Origin of the sequence: Actinomadura bangladeshensis (assembly GCF_004348335.1) — a bacterium.
GTDB classification, from domain to species: domain Bacteria; phylum Actinomycetota; class Actinomycetes; order Streptosporangiales; family Streptosporangiaceae; genus Spirillospora; species Spirillospora bangladeshensis.
Genome location: NZ_SMJW01000005.1, coordinates 1 through 20,823, shown reverse-complemented (window position 1 = coordinate 20,823; position 20,823 = coordinate 1). Strand labels below are relative to the sequence as shown.

General features: G+C 72.9%; 21 protein-coding genes. 7 read left to right on the top strand and 14 right to left on the bottom strand.

What is annotated here, in order from left to right; translation table 11 throughout:
* Positions 1-51: 51 nt before the first annotated feature.
* Both E1284_RS02185 and E1284_RS02180 read right to left on the bottom strand, forming a co-directional pair.
* A complete protein-coding gene (locus tag E1284_RS02185) occupies positions 52-693 on the bottom strand; it encodes a response regulator (protein ID WP_243714204.1) in 642 nt (213 codons plus the stop codon).
* Between the two features lie 304 nt (positions 694-997).
* Positions 998-1,864, bottom strand: a complete 867-nt coding sequence (locus tag E1284_RS02180; RefSeq protein ID WP_131936457.1) for an alpha/beta fold hydrolase — start codon at positions 1,862-1,864, stop codon at positions 998-1,000.
* A 54-nt stretch (positions 1,865-1,918) separates the two neighbouring features.
* On the opposite strand from E1284_RS02180, the gene E1284_RS02175 reads away from it, so the two are divergent.
* On the top strand, positions 1,919-2,353 hold the full coding sequence (locus E1284_RS02175; RefSeq protein WP_131936455.1) for a MarR family winged helix-turn-helix transcriptional regulator: 435 nt from the start codon (positions 1,919-1,921) through the stop codon (positions 2,351-2,353).
* Positions 2,354-2,476: 123 nt separating this feature from the next.
* On the opposite strand, the gene E1284_RS02170 is transcribed toward E1284_RS02175, so the two are convergent.
* The 7 genes from E1284_RS02170 to E1284_RS02140 form a co-directional block, all read right to left on the bottom strand.
* Positions 2,477-3,541 carry an L-type lectin family protein gene (locus tag E1284_RS02170; protein WP_131936453.1) on the bottom strand — a complete coding sequence of 355 codons (1,065 nt, stop codon included), beginning with the start codon at positions 3,539-3,541 and terminating at the stop codon, positions 2,477-2,479.
* Positions 3,542-3,862: 321 nt separating this feature from the next.
* A complete protein-coding gene (locus E1284_RS02165) occupies positions 3,863-5,440 on the bottom strand; it encodes a serine/threonine-protein kinase (protein ID WP_131936451.1) in 1,578 nt (525 codons plus the stop codon).
* Complete coding sequence (locus E1284_RS02160; protein WP_243714203.1) at positions 5,424-6,632, bottom strand: dioxygenase; 1,209 nt, start codon at positions 6,630-6,632, stop codon at positions 5,424-5,426. Before E1284_RS02160 ends, E1284_RS02165 begins: the two co-directional genes overlap by 17 nt.
* A complete protein-coding gene (locus E1284_RS42350; protein ID WP_207923511.1) occupies positions 6,629-6,805 on the bottom strand; it encodes a hypothetical protein in 177 nt (58 codons plus the stop codon). The genes E1284_RS02160 and E1284_RS42350 overlap by 4 nt, the downstream gene beginning before the upstream one ends.
* 473 nt (positions 6,806-7,278) lie before the next feature.
* A complete protein-coding gene (locus tag E1284_RS02150; RefSeq protein WP_131936449.1) occupies positions 7,279-7,662 on the bottom strand; it encodes a DoxX family protein in 384 nt (127 codons plus the stop codon).
* A 185-nt stretch (positions 7,663-7,847) separates the two neighbouring features.
* A complete protein-coding gene (locus E1284_RS02145; protein WP_131936447.1) occupies positions 7,848-8,822 on the bottom strand; it encodes an RNA polymerase sigma-70 factor in 975 nt (324 codons plus the stop codon).
* Between the two features lie 179 nt (positions 8,823-9,001).
* Positions 9,002-9,517: an Lrp/AsnC family transcriptional regulator gene (locus E1284_RS02140; protein ID WP_131936445.1), complete on the bottom strand. Its 516-nt coding sequence runs from the start codon at positions 9,515-9,517 to the stop codon at positions 9,002-9,004.
* Positions 9,518-9,646: 129 nt separating this feature from the next.
* Here E1284_RS02140 and E1284_RS02135 point away from each other — a divergent pair, with 129 nt between their 5' ends.
* Positions 9,647-11,977, top strand: a complete 2,331-nt coding sequence (locus E1284_RS02135) for a transketolase-like TK C-terminal-containing protein (RefSeq protein ID WP_243714202.1) — start codon at positions 9,647-9,649, stop codon at positions 11,975-11,977.
* A gap of 65 nt (positions 11,978-12,042) precedes the next feature.
* On the opposite strand, the gene E1284_RS02130 is transcribed toward E1284_RS02135, so the two are convergent.
* Positions 12,043-12,543, bottom strand: coding sequence for an RNA polymerase sigma factor (locus tag E1284_RS02130; RefSeq protein ID WP_131936443.1), 501 nt, complete (start codon positions 12,541-12,543; stop codon positions 12,043-12,045).
* A 225-nt stretch (positions 12,544-12,768) separates the two neighbouring features.
* Between E1284_RS02130 and E1284_RS02125 the strand changes: the two genes are divergently transcribed.
* The 4 genes from E1284_RS02125 (at position 12,769) to E1284_RS02110 (ending at position 16,583) form a co-directional block, all read left to right on the top strand.
* Complete coding sequence (locus E1284_RS02125; RefSeq protein ID WP_243714201.1) at positions 12,769-13,065, top strand: hypothetical protein; 297 nt, start codon at positions 12,769-12,771, stop codon at positions 13,063-13,065.
* Between the two features lie 151 nt (positions 13,066-13,216).
* The gene (crtI, locus tag E1284_RS02120) at positions 13,217-14,686 is read left to right on the top strand and encodes a phytoene desaturase family protein (RefSeq protein ID WP_131936441.1); all 1,470 of its coding nucleotides are present in this window, start codon (positions 13,217-13,219) and stop codon (positions 14,684-14,686) included.
* Positions 14,683-15,594: a phytoene/squalene synthase family protein gene (locus tag E1284_RS02115; protein WP_131936439.1), complete on the top strand. Its 912-nt coding sequence runs from the start codon at positions 14,683-14,685 to the stop codon at positions 15,592-15,594. The genes crtI and E1284_RS02115 overlap by 4 nt, the downstream gene beginning before the upstream one ends.
* Complete coding sequence (locus tag E1284_RS02110) at positions 15,594-16,583, top strand: phosphate acyltransferase (protein WP_131936438.1); 990 nt, start codon at positions 15,594-15,596, stop codon at positions 16,581-16,583. The genes E1284_RS02115 and E1284_RS02110 overlap by 1 nt, the downstream gene beginning before the upstream one ends.
* 5 nt (positions 16,584-16,588) lie before the next feature.
* Here the strand turns inward: E1284_RS02110 and E1284_RS02105 are convergent, their stop codons facing one another.
* On the bottom strand, positions 16,589-17,323 hold the full coding sequence (locus E1284_RS02105; RefSeq protein WP_243714200.1) for a spheroidene monooxygenase: 735 nt from the start codon (positions 17,321-17,323) through the stop codon (positions 16,589-16,591).
* Here E1284_RS02105 and E1284_RS02100 point away from each other — a divergent pair.
* Positions 17,283-17,894: a glycerol-3-phosphate acyltransferase gene (locus tag E1284_RS02100; RefSeq protein WP_131936436.1), complete on the top strand. Its 612-nt coding sequence runs from the start codon at positions 17,283-17,285 to the stop codon at positions 17,892-17,894. The two genes, E1284_RS02105 and E1284_RS02100, sit on opposite strands and share 41 nt — an antisense overlap.
* On the opposite strand, the gene E1284_RS02095 is transcribed toward E1284_RS02100, so the two are convergent.
* The 3 genes from E1284_RS02095 to E1284_RS02085 form a co-directional block, all read right to left on the bottom strand.
* Entirely contained in the window at positions 17,845-18,969 is a 1,125-nt protein-coding gene (locus tag E1284_RS02095) for a glycosyltransferase family 2 protein (protein ID WP_131936434.1), read from the bottom strand. The genes E1284_RS02100 and E1284_RS02095 overlap by 50 nt on opposite strands.
* Complete coding sequence (locus E1284_RS02090; protein WP_131936432.1) at positions 18,966-20,417, bottom strand: phytoene desaturase family protein; 1,452 nt, start codon at positions 20,415-20,417, stop codon at positions 18,966-18,968. The genes E1284_RS02095 and E1284_RS02090 overlap by 4 nt, the downstream gene beginning before the upstream one ends.
* Positions 20,405-20,823 (bottom strand): carotenoid biosynthesis protein (locus E1284_RS02085; protein WP_131936430.1); only part of this gene is annotated, 419 nt, incomplete at its 5' end. The genes E1284_RS02090 and E1284_RS02085, both read right to left, overlap by 13 nt.

Sequence of the window (20,823 nt, the reverse complement as noted above, 5' to 3'; positions counted from 1 at the left end):
CCGCGTCGAGCCCGGTTCGCGTCCCGTCAGAGCCGCGCCGCGCCGTGTCCTCTACAGCGCGTTCCGCGGCGGCTCGATGAGGCCGGCGAGGGCCGCGCGGTTGACCGCGTCCAGCCGCGACCCCGCGCCGAGCTTGGCGAAGATGTTGCGGAGGTGGCGCTTGACCGTGGCCTCGGTGAGCGAGAGCCGGTTCCCGATCTGCCGGTTGGTGAGCGCCTGCGCGGTGAGCTCCAGCACCTGCCGCTCCCGCTCGGTGAGCTGGACGGGCTGCGCCCCGTCGTCCTCGGGCAGGCTGCGCCGCGAGACGCTGAGCACGATGCGGTCCGGGTCCTGCACCGCCTGGATCGCCGCGACCAGCTCGTGCCGCGTCACCGTCTTCAGCAGGTAGCCGCGGATGCCCGCCTCCAATAACGCGCGCAGCAACTCGGGGCCCTCCTGCATGCTGAGGATGATGACCTTCGTGTCCGGTGAGTGCCGCCGGATGCGCCGCACCGTGGTGACGGCGTCCCGGCCGTGGCCGCCGACCTCCAGGAGGACGACGTCGGGACGCTGGTCGGCGGCCACGGCGACGGCCTCCTCGCCGTCACCGGCCTCGCCCACCACCTTTAACCCGTCGTCCTCTTCGAGGATCTCCCGCACGCCCTGCCGGACGAGGGTGTGGCCGTCGACGATCAGAACGGTCCGCGGCGTCAAGCCCGCCCCCGGAATCCGGCGGCCCCCCGCTTCGGACGATGGCTGCTGCACGCGGGGAATCGGGCGGCATGCTGTCTCGGACATTCACTCATGAAGGCTCCGATCGGCGCGGTCAGGGGGGCCGTTCGAGTCCGGACGCGCCCGCCCCGCGTTCCATACCGCCGCATTGCGATATTCAAAGATCGACCGGCTTGAGTTACTCGCCCCGTTACCAGTCTGAGACCTCACGGTAACATGTGCCGTTCGAGCCCGCCAGTGCCGATTGACAGACCGGGCCCACCTGGCGAAATGCTGCCGCCGATTGTCACTCCACCGCATTTCTGGCACTGAAATCGCGGATCGCCCGCCACACCTGCGCGGGAGTTTCCTCTTGGGCGAAGTGACCGGCTTCCGGCAATACCCCGGCGATCACGTTCCGGACTCCCGCGTCCCGCAGCCCCCGCTCATAGGCGGCGATGTCACCGCCCTCATGGGCTCCCCGCAGGTAGAGCAGCGGAGTGTCCGCCGGCGGCCCTTCGGCGAATGCGGCATTGTCCCGGACGTCCTGGTCGAAGCCCCGGTACAGGTCGAATCCCGCGGTCAAGGCGGCGTCGTCCCGGTAGGCCGCGACGTGGGCGCCTCTGGACCCGCCGGTGATGCGCGCCGGATCCGCCGAGAGCACGTCGTAGAAGTAGTCGAAGTACTCGGCCTGGCGCCCCCGGACCAGGGTCTCGGGAAGCGACGCCACGGAGTGCAGGCCGAAATGCCAGACGCGGGGATCGCCCACCACGTCCCACCACGGGGCCACCCCCGGGATCACGGTGTTCATGATGACGACGCGGCCGGCCCCGTACCGCCGCAGGTAGGCGTAGGCCACCATGCCGCCGGCATCGTGCCCGACGAGCGTCAGGTCTTCGAGCCCCAGCTTCTGGACCAGCCCGTGGACGACTTCCGCGATGCGCAGCTTCGCTCCCCCGGCCACGCGCCCGGCCGACGCGCCGATGCCGGGCAGGTCGATGGCGATCAGCCGGCCCCCCTGCCGCGCGGCGCCCATGACGCCCGTCCAGGTGCGCCACGACTCCGGCCAGCCGTGCAGGAGCAGAAAGGGCCGCCCCGCCGGATCGCCCGCCTCGGCGACGTGCAGCACGACATCCCCGACGGCGACCTGGTCGTGACTGAGTGTAGTAGTCATGAAACATGTCTACCAGATCAACATGAACCATGTCGATGTACTAGCCTGGCGCCCATGAGCGGTATCGCCTACGAACGCGGAACCCCCTTCCTGCTGGCGCGCCTCGGCTCCCTCGCCGCCCGCTCCTGGACGGCCTTCCTGGCCGACCGCGGGATCACCCAGAACCAGTACGCGGTCATGGTCGTGCTCAGGGAGCAGGGCCCGCTCGGCCAGCGCCGCCTCGCCGAACTCGCCGCCATGGACGCCCGCAACCTCGTCGCCGTCCTCGACTCACTGACCGCGGCGGGCCTGGCCGAACGCCGCCCCCACGCCACCGACCGGCGCCGCCGCGTCGCCACCCTCACCCCGTCCGGGACCCGCCTCATCGACACCGCCGCCCAGGCCGCCGCCGAAGGCCAGGACGAGTTCCTCCGCTCCCTGTCCCCCGCCGAACGCGACCGTCTCAACGACCTGCTCCAGCGCCTCTACAACGCCCACGTCCACGCGTGAACCCGGTCAGCGGCCACGGCCGGACGCCGTCAACCAGACATCCTTCAGAAACACCAGCGAACTCCAATAGCCGCTCCCGCCGACGGCGAGCGGGTTCGCAGGCCGGCCGGACGACGGAAGGTATCAGGAACGCACGGTGACCCGCCGGATAAGGTGCACGTCGGTGAGCGGGCCTGTGGATGCGGCGAATCCGAACTTCACGGTGTTCGGGACGGGCTGGGGAGCGGGGAAGCGCAGGACCTGACGGAAGCCGTCTCCGTCCTGGAAATCGACGTCGACCGTCACTATCGGGTCGGGCTCGCGCGATATCGCGACACGGACGACCCGCTTGTCTGGTTCAAGCAGGGTTTCGGCTCGCCTCGGCGTGACGCCGGCGGGCATGGTCTCCAATTTGCCGTGGAGTCGGCCTGGCAGTGTCGACCGCCAGAGCCCGAGCGAGGGCTTCTTGCTTATCGTGGCGGCGAGGAAGCAGTACCCGTCGCTGCCGTTCCCTGGACCGCGGGCGGTCACGATGTTGGGTCCGGGAGGAGGCGGCTGAAACGAGGTCCCGGCTGGGGAACGCCGCTGGCAGCCGTTTCCGCGCTTTTCTCCGTCGCCGACGTAATCGCCCAGCACGTCGAGTCCGATGCCGAGGTAACCGCCGGCGACGCCGGGAACGAAATGGGCGTCCGGGCTGTCGTCCGGCAGTTTCTGGGCGTAACCGAGGCTTCCACCGAACGCACCCGGCGTGGTGAGCCGTGCGGCGCCGTCGGTGAGGAAGAAGGAGATTCCGTCGGCGGGCGTCCCCGTAGTGCTGCCGTACTGCCACTGCTCGAAGGTCACCTCCAGACCGTCACGTACCGGGATCGGCGAGTCGAACAGCACGGCGCCGGTCTCTTCGACATGCGCATCGGTGAGCTGGAGGTAGCCGTGCGGCGCCGCACCCGCCGGCGGGACGGGGCCGGCCGGATCCGGGTGACAACCGCCCAGCGGATGGTTCGTGGCCTCCGCGACCTTCCCACCGCGCGGAGCACCCGTCAGGCAGGCGGCTCCGTACCCGAGGAAGCGGGCGTCCGCAGTGGCCGCGGTGAACGACTCGCCGACCGCTACCGATTCAGGACGCCGCTCTGCCGCCGCAGGACGTCCGGCCACCGCCGCCACCGCGACCACTCCGATCGCCGCGACGGCGCGAATCACCCCATGCCCCATGTCACCAACCTTCTCCGCAAGTTCGAGGAATCTCCTCCTGCCACATTCATCTGACCACGAGGTCACGACCAGCGCGCCGGGTTGCCTCAATCAAGTCGGCACTACCGTCAAATCTTTACGAGAAGGCGTGTCATCTTTTCGATCGGCCACGTCGTCGTCATAACCAGGTCATCGATCAAGACCCGGCTTATTCGAAGCAGCAGAGACACATTGCCACGACCACCGGGGCTCGGGGATCTGATCGTCGTTGTACCGGTGTGGGCGTCCTCTTCTGCCGCTTGACAGCGGTGGCGATTCCCGTCGGTTGTTCGGCTCGGTTCGTCAGTGCTGCCGGGCTTGCCCGCCCCTGTGCGGCCAGAGGAACGGCTGGACGCCGATCCAGATGGCGCCGAGGAGCAGGAGTGAGCGGAAGAGGGAGTCGTCCAAGAACGAGTCGTTCAGGATGTCCAGGCCCGATCCTGCGAGTCCGTAGACGGGCCCGGGCCAGAGGAGGGCCACCATGCCTTCGACGAGCACGGCCACGATGATCAGGACGTTGCGGGCCGGCGGGGACGTCACCTTTCCGAGGAGCGATGGGTTCATCGCGGTGAATGCGAGCATCAATGCGAGCGTGCCCAGGATCCAGGAGAGTTCGAATACGTCGTTGGGGTCGATGGCCTCGGCGGTCCTGTTGTTCTGGTAGCGGTACACGACGAGGGCTTCCAGATGAAGGCCGTTGAGGATCGCGGCAACGAGACCGACGACAAGTGTCGGCCGGCGGGGACGAAACCACATGACGCACAAGAGGATGAGCGCCGCGATCCAAGGCAGCGGCAGAATCAACAGCGTCTCTGGCGAATAGAACGTCAAGGTGCGCGTATTACCGGGGCCCGGCCACGGCCCGACCAGGTAGGTCAGCATGGACAGCGCCGTGCACACAAGGGCGGCTCTGACGAGAAGGAGCCGGCTGCGCTCCCGGGGCGACGCGCGGAGGAGCACGGTGCGGAGCGGCCCGCGGGGGCTGCGCGGCCCCACGTCGGTCGCGCTTCCACCGGTGCCGCCGGTGGGATCCACGACGGTGCCGGGGTTCGAGTCGGCGGTGGGGACGAGGGCGGCATCAAGCAAGTCGCGGACCTGTGCGGGCTGGAGCCGTTCGTCGGGATTCTTGCGCAGTAGCCCGTCGAGTGCTTGGGCGAGTGGGCCGCCGCATCGAGGGGCGGGCGGCTGCCGGGTGGCGATCGCGACGAAGACGGCGCCGTGGCCGGGGCCCTCGAAGGGGCGGCGCCCCTCGACCGCCGCGTACAGGGTGGCGGCCAGGGACCACAGGTCCGAGGCCGGGGTGACCGGCTTGCCCTCCACCTGCTCGGGTGACATGTAGGCGGGAGTCCCCAGCACCATGCCCGAACGGGTGATGGTGGCATCGCCCTCCAGCGCGGCGATGCCGAAGTCGGTCAGCAGTACCCGGTCACCTTCCAGCAGCACGTTGGCGGGCTTGACGTCCCGGTGGACGACGCCCTGGGCGTGCGCGGCCGACAAGGCGTCCAGCATCGCCAGCCCGATCATCGCGACCTGGTGCGGCGGGAGCGCGCCCTGCTCGGCCAGCACGTCCCCGAGGGACCGGCCCTCGATGAGTTCCATCACGATCCAGGGACGGCCGTCCTCGCCCGTCACCCGGTCATGGACGGTGACGATGCCGGGGTGCCGCAATCGCGCGGCGGCGCGGGCCTCCCGCTCCATCCGCGCGTACCAGTCCAGCCGTTGCCGGTCGGTGACCTGCTCGGGCACCAGAAGCTCCTTGACGGCGACCGCACGGTCCAGGTCGATGTCATGCGCCCGCCACACCGACCCCATCCCGCCCTGGCCGATCCGGCCGAGCCTGCGGTACCGGCCCGCCAGCACCCCGTCACCGTCCCAGGTCATGATCAGAACTTATCGATGCGGAGCTTGGAGAAGAAGACGAACCAGGCAACTCCACCCGCTCGCGCGGGACACCGCGGTAGTCATGCCCGCGGGAGGAAATGGGGCCGCAGCGCGCCTGCGCCATTCTGTCCGGGGGGCCAGTGCCGCTCGCCCTGCCGCGTCGCCCGGTCGTGCCGGCAGAGACCAGGCTGCCTCCACGAACACCGCGCCCCGGAAGGCGCGCGGCTTCAGGTGCCTGCGGGGGCGAGGACGATGTCGAACCGGACCCGGCTCCACGTCCCCTCGATGGGCCGCCCGTCCGGGGTCGGGGTGCCGGCGGGCTGCTGGGCGAACGGCTTGATGAGCGACTGCTTGACCCCGAAGACGGTGTCCTTCCAGCCGATCGGGTCGCCCTCGGGGAAGATGTGGGTGACCAGCGTCCGGGCGCTCTCGGGGAGACCATGAAGTGCAGGTGAGCGGCGCGCAGCGGGGAGCGTCCGACGGCTTCGAGCATCTTGCCCACGGGGCCGTCGTCCGGGATCGGGTACGGCGTCGGGGTCAGCCCCCAGAACCGGTAGGACCCGTCGGGCTCGCTGAACAGGTGCGCCCGGGCGGCACGCCTACCGGGGTCGTACTGCACGTCGTAGCGGCCGTTCTCGTCGGCCTCCCACACCTCGATCCGGGCCCCGGCGAGCGGGTCGCCGCCGGAGTCGGTGACGGTGCCCTCGACCCAGCACGGCTCTCCACCGGCACCGAAGGCCATGTCCCCGCCGACCTCGATCTCGGGTGAGTCCTCGACGAAGAACGGCCCGAACACGGTCGCCTCGGTGGCGTCGGCGTAGGTCTGGTTGTTGACGTTGATCGTCTGCATGGACGCGCCCAGTGCGTCCGAGAGGAGGATGAACTCCTGGCGGACGTCGTCGGTGATCTGCCCCGCTCGCGTGAGGAACTCGATCGCGGCGCCCCACTCGTCCTCGGTCAGCCGGGTCTCCCGGATGAAGGCGTGTACATGCGTGGCCAGCGCGACCATCAACTCCTTCAGGCGCGGGTCCTCACACGCGTCGAAGCTCGCCACCACCTGCTCGACCAGCGCCTGCTCGACCGCCTGCTGCTCGGGACCGGCCGCGCGGCCGGCCCGCCCGTGCGCGCCGGCCTCGACCGACGCTGGATTCTCGGCGCCGGGACGGCTCTCGGGACGGTCGGCGGTCGTCATGGCAGGTCTCCTTCCCGGGCCGCGCGCAGCAGCGCGGTCAGGCTGTCGGCGTTGACTGGCGTCGGGTTGTTCGCGGGTACGGCGGCCCGCACAGGGGCCACCGCCTTGGCGATGCCCTCCTCGGGCATCCAGAAATCCTTGAGGGCGCGCGGGTCGTCCAACTCGTCCAGCACTCCCAGCCTGCGCAGCTGACGCGCCGCGTTCGGAGCCACGACCAGGCCGGCCCCGACCTCGCTGATCTCGGACGCCTGCTCGTAGACGGTGACGCCGAGTCCCTCGCGCCGCAGGAAGGCCGCGGCGGGCCATACCCCCGATGCCTCCGCCCAGGATCCCGATCCTCGGCGCGGCGGTCGTACGTGCGGCCATCCTCGAACTCCTCGCCTCCTGATCCGGCGGTCGCGTCCGGTGGCCCCATGGTGCCCCGGTCACAGGCGCGATGGCTGGAACTCACCAAGGCGGGCGCGCGCGGCGCGCGGTTCCAGCGGCCCTTCGGTGTCGGACGAGCCGGGTTCGATGATCACCCGGGTTCGCTTGAGATGTTCCTACTCCAGACGCGCCACCTCGCCGGACATGGCGGGCTGGGTCACGCCGTTGGCTCGGGCGGCCGCGAGCGCGGGGGCGGCTCCGGGCCAGACGCTGAAGCCGGTCAGCCGGTGAAGGCCGCCGGGCCGAAGCGGCCCCACATGATGAACACCGCGAGCATGAGATAGATCAGGTTCAGTACCGCGAAGCGGAACTCGCCGCGGCGGCCGTGAGTGATCATCGCGCCGATCATCAGCAGAGCCCAGCAGAGGGCGGTCGCCGGCACCAGAACCGGTGCGACGCCGGCCACCGCGGGCACGATCAAGCCCACCGCGGCGAGGATTTCAAGGGCGCCGAGAATCTTGACGGCGCCTGCGCTGACGTCCTCCGTCCATTGTCCGCCGGGGGTCGCGGCCAGCTTCTGCCGGGGGACGAAAGTCTTGATCATGCCGCCTGCCAGGGCCACTGCGGCCAGCAGTCCGGCGCCGATCCACAGGGCGAGGTTCACGAGGTGCTCCCAAGGCTGATCACGAGCGCGAACGTGCCGGACGCGCCCTTGTGCGGAAGAGGAGGGGAAGGTCGCTGCGGCATGGCAGCGTGATCGGTGATGTGCTGGGCGGTGGCCGTCCGGCCTCACCGGTGACACCGCGTCTGCGGCCGGGTCGGGCTGGTGGCGCCGGCGCGGCCGAAAGGTCAGCCTTCGTCGCCGGATCGGCGAGCCGAGCGCACCAGGGCGCCCAGGTCGCCGACCCGGTCGAAGTGCTGGAGCTTGTCGGGGTTGACGATGGAGTGGACGGTCTGCACCTCGCCATCGGCGATGATCAGCGCCATCACCCCCACGAGCAAGCCGCGGGTGTCGAACACCAGGGCGCCCGGCTGGCCGTTGACCTTGGTGAGGTGGAGGCGCACGCCACCGGCACGCGCCAGCATGGGCGCCGCCGCCGCCAGGACGCGCGCCACGCGCTCCCGTCCGTTGACCGGCCGCCCCAGCGCGGGGACCTTGCCGCCGCCGTCGCCGTGCATCGCCGCGTCCTGCGCCAGCAGCTCTTCGAGCGTCGACAGATCGCCGTGCTCGACGGCGGCGAAGAAGCGCCGGGCCAGCTGCTCGTGCTGCGCCCGGGTGGCGTGGTAGCGCGGCCGGCGCTGCCGGAGGTGCTTACGGGCCCGCGCGACCAGGTGCCGTGTGGTGTCCACATCGGTGTCGATGATCTCGGCCACCTCTGGATACGGGTACTGGAACACCTCGCGCAGCAGGAACGCGGCCCGCTGCTGCGGCGACAGACTCTCCAGCAGCACCAAGACGGCCAGTGAGAGTGTGTCGGCGGTCTCGGCGTGCTCGCTCGGCGAGGGTTCGTCGGCCAGTGGCTCAGGGAGCCATTCGCCGACGTACCGCTCGCGCCGTGCCCGGGCCGAGCGCAGCTGGTCGATGGCCAGCCGGGTCACCAGGGTGGAGACGTAGGCCCGCGGCGAGGCGATCGTCTCGCCGCGCCGCCGGGTCTGGTGCAGCCGCAGGAACGCCTCCTGCACCACGTCCTCGGCCTCGCCGACGCTGCCGAGCATCTGGTAGGCGATGGCGAAGGCCCGCGGCCGCAGCTCGCCGTACAGTTGCGCCGCGGCCACCGAGTGGTCGGTCCCCTCGGTGCGCGGCCGGTTGGTGGAGGCCGCCATTCGCGTGACATCTCGCATACTCGACCGTCCGCCCATCGCAGCGATGAGGATTCTCACGTCGTCTCCGTTCATCGCGCTCCCCAACAGAGCGCTCACCCCCTAGAGACGAAACGCCGCTCCCGCCCATGACCGGCAGTGACCCACTTCACAACCATCATGGCTCAGCCGCTACCGGACGATCACGGCTCTTCTGTCGTGGTGCCGCCCGCAGGGCCCGCCTCCTCCATGGCCCGGCGGAGCAGGGGGGTGATGCGGTACTCCACCAGTTCGCGCATGACCAGGGAGGTGTTGGTGCGCTCGACGCCCGGGACCGCGAGGATCTCCCCGGCGATCCGGTAGAGGTCGTCGGCGTCGACGGCGACGCTGTGGACGAACAGGTCGGTGGAGCCGCTGACGCCCTGCACCTGGAGGATCTCCGGGATGTCGGCCAGTGAGGAGGCCACCTCGTCCAGTCTGCGCTGGGCGACCTGGACGGTGATGAACGCGGTCAGCGGGTAGCCGAGGGCCGCCGGGGAGATGCGGTGCTCGAACGGGCGCAGCGCCGCGCCGTCCTCCAGGCGGGCGAGCCTGGCCTGGACCGTGTTGCGCGACAGCCCGGTCCGCTGGGCCAGCGCGATCATGGTGGCCCGCGGCGTGTCGTTCAGGGCCGTGAGCAGCCGTGCGTCGGTCTGGTCGATGCGGTCGTCACTTCGCATGATGCTCACTTTCCGCGCTGGGGATCACATGAGAGCGTGCATTCTGCTCAACATTCTTGCCGCATATTGTGCGGCACTGGCCTTCATGCTCTGCTCTTGGCAGTTGTGTGCACGGTCAGGAGAACCTCGATGGAACAGATGACGAGCGCGCCGGTGGCCGCGCGGCGGCACGGCGGGGACGCGCTGCGGGAGATCGAGCGCCGGGTGCTGTGGCTGGCGAGCTCGATGGTCCACGAGGCCAACCGGGTGCGCCCGAACCCGTCCGGTCTCAAGGTCGGCGGCCACCAGGCCTCCTCGGCGTCCATCGTGTCGATCATGACCGCGCTGTGGTTCGGCCACCTGGGGCCGCAGGACCGGGTGTCGGTGAAGCCGCACGCCTCCCCGGTGCTGCACGCGATCAACTACCTGCTCGGCGAGCTGGAGGAGTCCCGGCTGCCGGGGCTGCGGGCGTTCGGCGGGCTGCAGAGCTACCCGAGCCGCACCAAGGACCCCGATCCGGTGGACTACTCCACCGGATCGGTCGGGATCGGCGCCACCGCCCCGGTCTGGGGCGCGCTGGCCCGCCGCTATGTCGAGCACGCGTTCGGCGGCGCCGGGACCGGCCGGCAGTACTCGCTGGTGGGCGACGCGGAGCTGGACGAGGGCGCGGTCTGGGAGGCGATCGTGGAACCCGGCGTGCGCGAGCTCGGGGAGATCGTCTGGATCGTCGACCTGAACCGCCAGTCGCTGGACCGGGTGATCCCCGACATCGCCGCCGACCGGTTGCGCGGGATGTTCGCCGCCGCCGGGTGGCAGGTGCTGACCGTGAAGTACGGCGACCTGCTGGAGGAGCTGTTCGCCCGGCCCGGCGGGGACGCCCTGCGCGAGCGCATCGACCGGATGCCCAACCCCGAGTACCAGCGGCTGCTGCGCTGCGCGCCCGGCGAGCTGCGCGAGCGCCTGCCGGGAACCGGTCCGGGCCGCGAGCGGATCGCCTCACTGATCACCGCGCTGGACGACGCCACCCTGGCGGCCGCCGTCGCCGACCTGGGCGGGCACGACCTGGCGGCCCTGGACCGCGCCTACTCCGCCATCGACGACGACCGTCCCACGGTCATCTTCGCCTACACCGTGAAGGGGTACGGGCTGCCCACGCAGGGCCACCCGCAGAACCACTCCTCGCTGCTGACGGCCGCCCAGATGGAGGAGCTGGCGGCCGAGACCGGCGCCGACCCGGCCCACCCCTGGGCGCGGTTCGACCCGGGCAGCGCCGCGGGGCTGCTGTGCGCCGAGACCGCGCGCCGGCTGCGCCGCCCCGCCGTCCGGGCGCCCAAGGCGCCCGACCTCCCCCGCGACTTCGGCCGCACCCCGACCGGAACGGCGACGACCCAGGCGGCACTGGGCCGCGTGCTGATGGACCTCACCCGCTCGGCACCCGAGACCGCCCGCAGGGTCGTGACGGTGAGCCCGGACGTCAGCTCCAGCACCAACCTCGGCGGCTGGGTCAACAAGGTGGGCGTCTGGTCGGCGCGGGAACGCCCCAACTGGTTCGCCGACGACTCCGAGACGATCCTGCACTGGCGCGAGCGGCCCACCGGCCAGCACATCGAACTGGGCATCGCCGAGACCAACCTGGTCGGGCTGATCGGGGAGCTCGGCACCACCTGGAGCCGGTGGGGCGAGCCGCTGCTGCCGATCGGCGTGCTGTACGACCCGTTCGTGCAGCGGGCGGCCGAGCCGTGGTCGTTCGGGATCTACGCCGGCGGCCAGTCCATCCTCGTCGGGACACCGTCCGGGGTGAGCCTGGCACCCGAGGGCGGCGCGCACCAGTCGATCACCACCCCCTCGCTGGGCATCGAGCAGCCGGGCTGCGTCTCCTACGAGCCGGCGTTCGCCATCGACGTCGAATGGACGCTGCTGGCGTCCATGGCCCGGCTGGGGCGCCCGGACGGCAGCTCGGCCTACCTGCGCCTGTCCACCCGGCCGGTGGACCAGTCACTCGCCGGCGTCCCGCAGGACCCGGCCGCCCGCGAACGGCGCCGGGCGCACACGGTCGCGGGGGGCTACCTCCTGAGGCGCACCGAGTCCCCCGCGGTCACCATCGCCGCGATGGGCGCGGTGGTGCCCGAGGCCTTGAGCGCGGCGGACCGGCTGGCCGGCCACGGCGTCGACGCCGACGTGGTGTGCGTGACCAGCCCCGGCCTGCTCATGAGCGCGGTGCGCGCCCGGCAGGGCCACGAGGACGCGCCGAACTGGATCCTCGACCGCCTCTTCCCCGCCCACCGGGCCGCCCCGCTGGTCACCGTGCTGGACGGCCATCCGCACACGCTGGCCTTCCTGGCAACGATCAACCGGGTGCCGACCACCTCACTGGGCGTCACCCAATTCGGCCAGTCGGGATCCATCGAGGACGTGTACCGCCACCACCGCATCGACGCGGACGCCGTCCTCGGCGCCGCACTCGACCTGGCCGACGGCTGACCGGCCGTCCGGTGCGACCCGGCGAGCACGGCCGGCGGCGGCCGTAAATGGGTCCTCCGGCTGAGTCACAGCAGATCCCTCAGGCGTCGCATCCCGCGGGTGGTGCGCGCCTTGACGGTGCCGAGCGGGACGGCCAGCCGGTCGGCGATCTCCCGCTGGGTCAGTTGTCCGTAGTGGGCGAGCACGAGCGCCTGCCGCTGCGGGGCCGGCAGCCCGGCGAGCGCGTCACGGACGTCGCACGCGGCGTCCACGGCGGAGGCGGCGTCGGGCACGCCGATGGCGTCCTCGACGAGCGGGACCGAGCGGCGGGAGTGCCGCGCCTCGGCCCGCAACTGGTCGATGGCCCGCCTCCGGGCGATGGCCAGGACCCACGGCTCCAGCCCGCGTGCCGGGTCGAAGCGCCCGCGTGATCGCCAGACCTCCAGGAAGACCAGCTGGACGACGTCGTCCACGGCATGGGCGGGGAGCAGCCTGCCCGCGTGGCGACGGACCAGAGGACCGAGCGCGGCATAGCACTCGCCCAGCGCCGCCTCGTCGCCCTGGGCGAGCCGCTCCTCCAGTGTCATGCGGTCCGGATGCCCGCAAAAACCGCTTCAAAACTTGTTCATAGTTAAGGCGGGAGTGAAGCCGAGACAGGGCGGCGCAAAGCCAACGACCCCGCTCCCGGTGCGAGCGCGTCCCCGGCCGCCGGAGGCGGCGTCATCGGAACGTGCACGGCGGGCAAAATCCACTTCGGGGGCGCTTGTGCAGGTCAGCGGGGGGTACGGGCGGACCGACCAAGGAGGGAAGAAATGATCAACTCACTGCACAAGATGGGCATCCGGTCCAATTTCATGTACACGGCGGGCATCATCTCGGTCGGCCTGTCGTTCGCGTCCTGGGTGGCGTCCAGGCAACTCGAGGACGCGGGCCTGGAGCGCGCCGACCGGTGGGGCATCTTCGTCGGCGAATGGGCCCCGACCTTCTTCGCCATGGGCATCGCCCTCCGAATGGAGGAAACGCGAGACCAGGCCGTCCTCGAGGCTTCCGGGCGGCAGACCTCGGTGGATGAAAGGGTCTCCGCGTCACAATCCGCCGCCATGCGGTAAACCGCGGCGAAGCTCCAGCCCGGTCACGCCTCCGTGCACCGCGCAACCGATCGGCCGCCCGGCTCCGAAGAACGGTGCAGAACCTTTCGGACGATGATGGAGGAACAGTGCACTCCCGACATCGTGTGCACGGTCCGCACGGCGGGCGCTGATGGCGGCGGGCGGTCCGGTCGTCGTGATCGGGGCGGGCCTGTCCGGGCTGTCGGCGGCGATCCATCTCGCGGCGGGGGGCCGCGAGGTCGTGGTGGTCGAGGCCCGTGACGAACCGGGCGGCTGCTGCGGGTCGGCGTACGCCGGGGCCTACCGGTTCGACACGGGCCCTTCGGTGCTGACCATGCCGCAGGTGCTGGCGGACACGTTCGGCGCGGCGGGCGAGGACATGGAGGACCTGCTGCCGCTCCGGCGCCTGGACCCGTTCTACCGGCTGTCCTTCCACGACGGGTCGCAACTGGACGTGGTGGCGGGCGCGCGGCGGATGGCCGAGAACGTCCGCGCCCTGTGCGGGCCGGAGGAGGCGGCCCGGTACCTGCGGTTCCGGCGCCGGCTCGGCGCGATGTTCGAGGCTGAGTGGTCGTCGTTCATCGACGCGGACATGACCCGGCTGCGGAGCATGGCCCGTCCGGTCGCGCTGCTCAGGCTGGCGGCGGCGGGCGGGTTCCGGCGCCTGGACCGGTTCGTGGCGGGTCAGCTGACCGACGAGCGGCTCATCAGGGCGCACACGTTCCAAGCGCTGTACGTCGGGCTCCCGCCCGCCAAGGCGCTGGCGATCTACGCGGCCGTCGCGCACATGGACACCGTCGGCGGGGTGTACTTCCCGGCGGCGGGCGGTATGCACGCGATTCCGCGGGCGCTGGCCGCCGCGGCCGAGAAGGCGGGCGCCGCGATCCGGTACGGGATGCGCGCCGAGCGGGTCGAGGCGGACTCCTGCGGGGTGGCGGCGGTGCGGCTGGACGGCGGCGAGCGCCTCGCCGCCGGGGCGGTCGTGGTCGCCTGCGACCTCGCGGAGGCCCATCGGGGGCTGCTGCCCGGCGCGGCGGGCGACTGGCGGCTGCGCCGTCCGCGGTACTCGCCGTCCTGCCTGGTCATGCACTTCGGGACGGACCGCCGCCCGCCCGGCCGGGCCCACCACACGCTGCACTTCGGCCGGGAGTGGGCCGGCGCCTTCGCGGCCCTGGCCGCCGGACGTCCGCAGCCCGATCCGAGTCTGCTGGTCACCTGCCCCGAGGGGGACGGCACCGCGGCGCCGCCCGGCCACTGCACGCTGAGCGTCCTGGAACCCGCCCCGAACACGGTGAGCGGAGCCGACTGGGACCGCCTCGGGCCGCGGCTGGAGCAGCGCCTGCTCGGCCGCCTGTCCGACCTCGGGTACGGCGACCTGTCGGCGGCGCCGCGGCGGACCTTCGATCCGCGGGTCTGGGCCCGCCTGGGCCATTCGGCGGGCACGCCGTTCGCGCTGGACCACCGGTTCGCCCAGACGGCCTGGTTCCGGCCCGCCGGCCGCAGCCGCCGCGTCCCCGGCCTGCACTTCGCGGGGATGTACACCGCGCCCGGTGTGGGCGTCCCACCGGCTCTGATCTCCGGACGGCTCGCCGCCGCCCGCATCCTGGAAGGCCGCCGATGACGCTGACCGCGAGCTATGAACACTGCCGGCGCCTCAACGCCCGCCACGGACGCTCGTTCTACCTGGCCACCCTGCTGCTGCCGGCGTGGAAGCGCAGGCATGTGCACGCGCTGTACGGGTTCACCCGCCACGTGGACGACATCGTCGACGCGTGCGGCGAAACGGCCGCGGACCCCGGCGACCGGGCCGGCGCGCTCGACGAGGCGGCCCGGCGGCTCACCGCGGGCCTGGCGGGCGAGGTGGTGGACGACCCCGTGCTGCCCGCGTTCGTGCACACCGTCCGCTCCTTCGGCATCGAACGCGGCGACCTCGACGCCTTCCTGCGGTCCATGCGCACCGACCTCACCGTCACCCGGTACGCCACCTACGACGACCTGCTCGTGTACATGGAGGGCTCGGCCGCCGCGATCGGGCTGATGATGCTGCCCGTCCTGGAGACGGTGCCCGGCGCCGAGCGGCGGGCCCGCGAGCCCGCACGCGAACTGGGACGGGCGTTCCAGCTCACGAACTTCCTGCGGGACGTCGCCGAGGACCTGGCCCGGGGCCGCGTCTACCTGCCGCAGGAGGACCTCGCCAAGTTCGGGGTCACCGAGGACGACCTGCACGGCGGCGGGCGCGGGCGGGCGCTGCGCGAGCTGGTGGCCTTCGAGGCCGGCCGCGCCCGGGAGCACTACCGCCGCGCCCTCGACGGCGTGGAACTGCTGACCCCGTCGTCGCGTCCCTGCATCCGGGCCGCGCACGAACTGTACGGCGGCATCCTGGACGAGATCGCCGCGGCCGGCCACGACGTGCTGACCGCGCGGGCGCGGGTGCCGCGCCACCGCCGGGCCGCGATCTTCGCGCGGCACCTGCTGGCCGCCTCCGCCGCCGGCCGCGCCGAACGGCGGCGGCCCGCCGGGGTGCGGTGATGGGCGGCCGCGCCCAGGGCGGGGCGGGGCGTCCGGTGGTGCTGGACGCGATGGGCGGCGACCACGGGCCGGCGGAGACGGTGCCGGGAGCGCTGGCGGCGCACCGCGACCACGGCATCGAGGTCCTGCTCGTCGGACGGGCCGACGACGTGCGCCGGGAACTGCGGCGGCACGGCGGCGCCGGTGAAGTCGACGTCCTGCACGCCGACGACGTGGTGCCGATGGCCGAGCGCGGCTCGGGAGCCGCAGCGCGGCGGGACTCGAGCCTCATGGTCGGGTGCGCCCTCGCCCGGCGGCGGCGTGCGCCGCTGGTCTCGGCCGGGTCCACCGGCGCGGTCGTGACCTGCGCCGTCCGCGCCTTCGGGCGGCGGGAGGGCGTGCTGCGCCCGGCGCTGGCGGTGGCGCTGCCGACGCTGACCGGCTCCACCGTGCTGGTCGACGCCGGCGGGACCGCCGACCCCACCGCGGAGATGCTCGCGCAGTTCGCCCTGCTGGGCGCCTCCTACGCGCGGGCCGTGCTGGGCGTGGCCGACCCGTCGGTGGGCCTGCTGTCCATCGGCGCCGAGCCCGGGAAGGGCAACCGGCTCGTCCGCGAGGCCGCGGGCCTGCTGCCGGGGATGCCCGTCCGCTTCCACGGCAATGTGGAGGGGCACGATGTGCTGGCCGGAACGGTCGACGTGGTCGTGACGGACGGTTTCACCGGCAACGTGGTGCTGAAGAACATCGAGGGCTGCGTCCGGACGACCCTGGACATGGTCGCCGAAGCCGGCATCGCCCCGCCTGGGCGGCTGGCGGAGGTCGCGCGGCTCTACACGGCGGACACGCACGGGGGCGCCGCCCTGCTGGGGCTGACCGGCACGGTCGTCGTGGGGCACGGCTCCTCACGATCCGCGGCCATCGCCCGCGCGTGCGTGGTCGCGTCCGAACTGGGCGCAGACGACGAGCCCGTGCCGGCGGTCGGCCGCGCCTCTGTGGGGCCGGTCGCGTGAGGTGCTCACTCAGTGCCGCGGGCTTGCAGCGGGTCGCGCCCGTCCCAGGTGCCCCGGCTCGCAAAGGGAGCGAAGCGGGCGAACAGCTCCTCGGCGTACCAGTCCTCGCCGCGCACGCGGTCGATGACGGTGCGGTGCGCGTCCGCCCGGTAGGCGAACCGCGCGATCGCGCTCTCGTCCCGCCACAGCGAGAAGGTCGCCTGCCGGGCCAGCGGCCACTCCCCCGCGCCGATCGAGGCCAGGCAGCCGTCCTGGCGGCGCAGTTCCCGGTCCACTCCCGGCACCGACCGGTAGAAGGCCACCAACCGGCTGGGACGGATCGACGCCCTGGTCAGCACGGCCACCGGTCCGCCGCCGGCCCTCCCTGCCGGTGCGGCGGCGGCGAACGGGTCGCGCCCGCCCCAGCGGCCGCGGGAAGCCAATGGCGCGAGCCGGACATGCCACGCCTCTTCGGCCTCCTCGCGCCACCGCCCGGCCACCGGCGAGCGCGCGAGGAACTCCTCCAGCGCGGGCTCCCCGTCCCACACGGCGAACAGCGCCCAGCGGCGCAGATCGGCGCCCAGGCTCATGGACCGGCCGCGGCCCGTGCCCAGCAGCCGCCAGAACGACAGCCCGCCGGTGCGGCGCAGCAGCGGCCGGTCGAACGCCATGTGCCGCATGGCGTCCACACCCGCGTACCTGATGAGGTGGAACGAGGCGATGACCCTGGTATCGGCGGCTCCCGTGCTCGGCTCGGCCATCGGCGGCTACCTGCTCGGCTCGGTGCCGGTCGCGGTGCTCGTCGGACGCGCCCACGGCTTCGACCCGCGCGACGTCGGCGACCGCAACCCCGGCTTCTGGAACATGATGGAGCAGCTCGGCTGGAAGGCGGCCCTCCCGGTGTTCGCCGGCGACATGCTCAAGGGGACCGCCGCGGGCCTGGCCGGGCTGGCCGCCGGCGGCCGCCGGACCGGCGCGCTCGGGACGGTCGCCGGCGCGAGCGTCCTGCCGGTGTACGCGGCGGTCGGCGGCGCGATGGCCGGGCACGCCTGGCCGGCGTTCGCGGGACGGCGCGGCGGCCGCTCGATCCTCACGTTCGCCGGGGGTTTCGCGGTGATCTGCCCACCGGCCTTCGCGCTCGGCACCGCGCTGCTGACCGGGGTGAGCCTGGCCTCGGGTTCGTTCGCCCGGGGCACGCGCGCGGCGGTCTTCTCCCTGCCGGCGCTGCAACTGCTCTTCGCGCCCGCCGAGCACGTCGCGGCGACCGGGGCGCTGATGTGCCTCATCGGGCTGCGCTTCGGTCAGGCCGCCGTGGCGGAGCGCCGCGCCTGACCGCCGTCCGGCCGTAGGTCCGTCCCCGCCAGGTGCGCGCCGGGCGCAGCACCGACCACGTCAGGCGCACGGCCATCGGGACGTCGAGCAACGGCGAGATCGCCAGGCCCATGCCCGGACGTGCGTAACTGCCGCGCAGGGCCGCTGCCAGGAGCAGCCGCTGGACGAGCAGGCCGAGGTCCAGGGGCGTCGGGCGGCCCGCCGCCAGCCGCAGCATCGGCAGGGCGAAGGTCAGCCAGACGACCGCGAGATCGGCGGCCAGCCCCGCGTTCCCGGTCACGTCCCGCAGCGCGATCGACCGCCCCCACTCGCGCCACACATCGGCCGCCGACTCGTGCATGTCGACGTCCAGCAGTGCGCCGGCGTCCCGGAAGGCGATCCGCCAGCCGTCCCCCGCGAGCAGCCGGCCGAGGGCGACATCGTCGGTGAGGTGGCCGCGGACCCTCGCGAACCCGCCGGCCCGCACCATCGGGTCCTTGCGGAAGGCCATGCACTGGCCGTTGAGCAGGAGCCTGCCCGGGGACGCGGCGGCCGGGCCGATCGGACCGAAACGGTAGACGAGACCGGCCAGGAACGAGGCGTGCAACGCCTGCTCGGCCACACCGCCGCAGACGAACCGCGGCCCGGCCGACACCAGGTCGAACGTGTCGAGCAGCGCGGCGAGCTCCGCGCACAGCCCCGGCTTGGGGCGCGTGTCGGCGTCCAGCAGCACCACGATCGGCCCCGCGGCGGCGCGCACGCCCTGGTGCAGCGCCCACTGCTTGCCGACCCAGCCGTCCGGCAGCGGTGCCCCGGGGACGACCCTGGCGCCCAGCCGCGCCGCGAGCCGGGCGGTGCCGTCCCGCGACTCGTCGTCCACGACGACCACCTCGGACACGTCGGGGTCCGCGAGCAAGGGGCGCACGCAGCCCTCGATGCGCGACTCCTCGTCCCGCGCCGGGATCACCGCGGAGACCCGCTGCGGCGGCGGGCCGGAGCGGCCGGGCACGAAGGGCGCGGGACGGCTCCGGCCGCGCGCCAGCCGGGCGGCCGCCACCCCGGCGGCCACCGCCTGGAGAGGGGTCAGCGCTCTCATCTCGCCTGCGCCCCCGCCCGCACCGGAAGGTCCTGCTCGACGAGCGAGGCGACGATGCGGCCGCCCATCGCGACCAGCGGCAGCCCGCCGCCCGGATGCACCGACCCGCCCACCAGGTACAGCCCGCGGCGCGGCCCCCTGTTGCCCGGCCTGCGGAACGGCGCGAGCAGGCCCCGGTAGGCGGTCCCGTAGATCGCCCCGCCCCACGCTCCGTACCGGTCGCGCAGGTCGGCCGGGGTGAACGACTCGACGAACCGCAGCCTTCCCGACAGGTCGTGCCCGCGCCGCGCCAGCCGTTCCAGGACGAGGTCGCGGTAGGCGTCCGGGGTCATCGGCCAGCGCCCCGGGTCACCGGCCGGGACGTTCACCAGCAGCACCCGGTTCTCCGTTCCGGCCGGCGCCTGCGACGCGTCGTCCACCGCCGAGCAGCCGATGTAGACCGTCGGGTCCTCCGGCGGCACGCCGCGTTCGAAGATGTCGCCGAACTCCCGCCGGTAGTCGGCCGAGAAGACGACGGAATGGTGCGGCAGCCCGGGTGTGCGCCCGTCCACGCCGGCGAGCAGCAGGAACGCCGACGAGGACGGGCCCAGGCGGCCGATCCGGCGCAGCCTCCGCCGATCCGGCAGCAGCCGGCCGTACAGAGCCGCGGCGTCGGCGTTCACCACCACCGCGTCGGCGTCCACCCGCTCCCCCGACGCCAGCATCACACCGGACACCGCCGACCGGTCGGCGACCACCTCCACCACCTCGCTGCCGGTGTGGACCTCGACGCCCGCCTCGATGAGCAGGCGGGTCAGGTCGTCGGCGAGCACGGACAGCCCGCCCGGCACGTACCAGCCCCCGTCGCCGTGCTCGATCGCCGGGACGCAGCCGAGCGCGGCCGGCGCCCGGTACGGGCTCGACCCCGCGTACGTCGCGTACCGGCCGACGTACTGGCGCAGGCGCGGGTCACGGAAGAACCGGCGGGCCAGGCCGTCCAGCGTCCGGCCCGGCGCGACCGCGGACAGGTCGCCGAGCCGCGCGTGCTCGGGACGGCGGCCGAGCGGCCCCGCGAAGAACGTCCGCCGGGACGCCTCCAGGCAGCGCGCGGCCCAGCCGTAGAAGGCGCGCCACGCCTCCCCCTCCCCCGGCGCCAGCCGCTCGACCTGCGCCGCCATCCGGGCCGGATCGCGGTAGGCGCGCAGCTCGGACCCGTCGGCGAAGCGGTAGCGGCACAGCTCGTCCAGCTCCAGCGGCTCGCGCCGGACGCCCAGCTCCCGGAAGATGCCCGGAAGGGTCAGCAGCGACGGCCCCAGCGAGAAGGCGAACCCGTCGCGCTCGCGTGCGGCGAGCTTCCCGCCGAGCCGGTCCAGCCGCTCGTCCACTCTGACGCGGTGGCCGCCCCGCGCCAGCAGCAGCGCGGCGACCATCCCGCCGACCCCGCCGCCGACGACGATCACCTCGGCCATCGGCGCCTCCACGCCAGGACGGCGAACGTCCCCATCGCCGCCCCGCCGGCCAGGGCCACCCCGCGGTCCGGCGGCTCGAACACCGCCGCGAACGCCAGCGTCTCCATCAGCGCCATCACCCCGTAGATCGCGACGAGCCCCCCGGACGCGGCCGCCTCCGCCCCTCCGGCGATCGCGTCGATCACCCCCATGACCACCAGCGACACCACCAGCCAGCCCGCGTAATTGCTGATCGGCACTCCGCGGTACGGGCCGTCGTCCGCCCACCTCCACAGGTCCAGCCGAAGCATCTGGGGATCCAGGAACAGATCCCACGCCGTCAACGCCGCGGCCCCGGTCACCCACCGCTTGAGCCCGGCGTCCGGGACGATCGCGGTGGCGACCGCGTGCGCCGCCAGCCCCATCC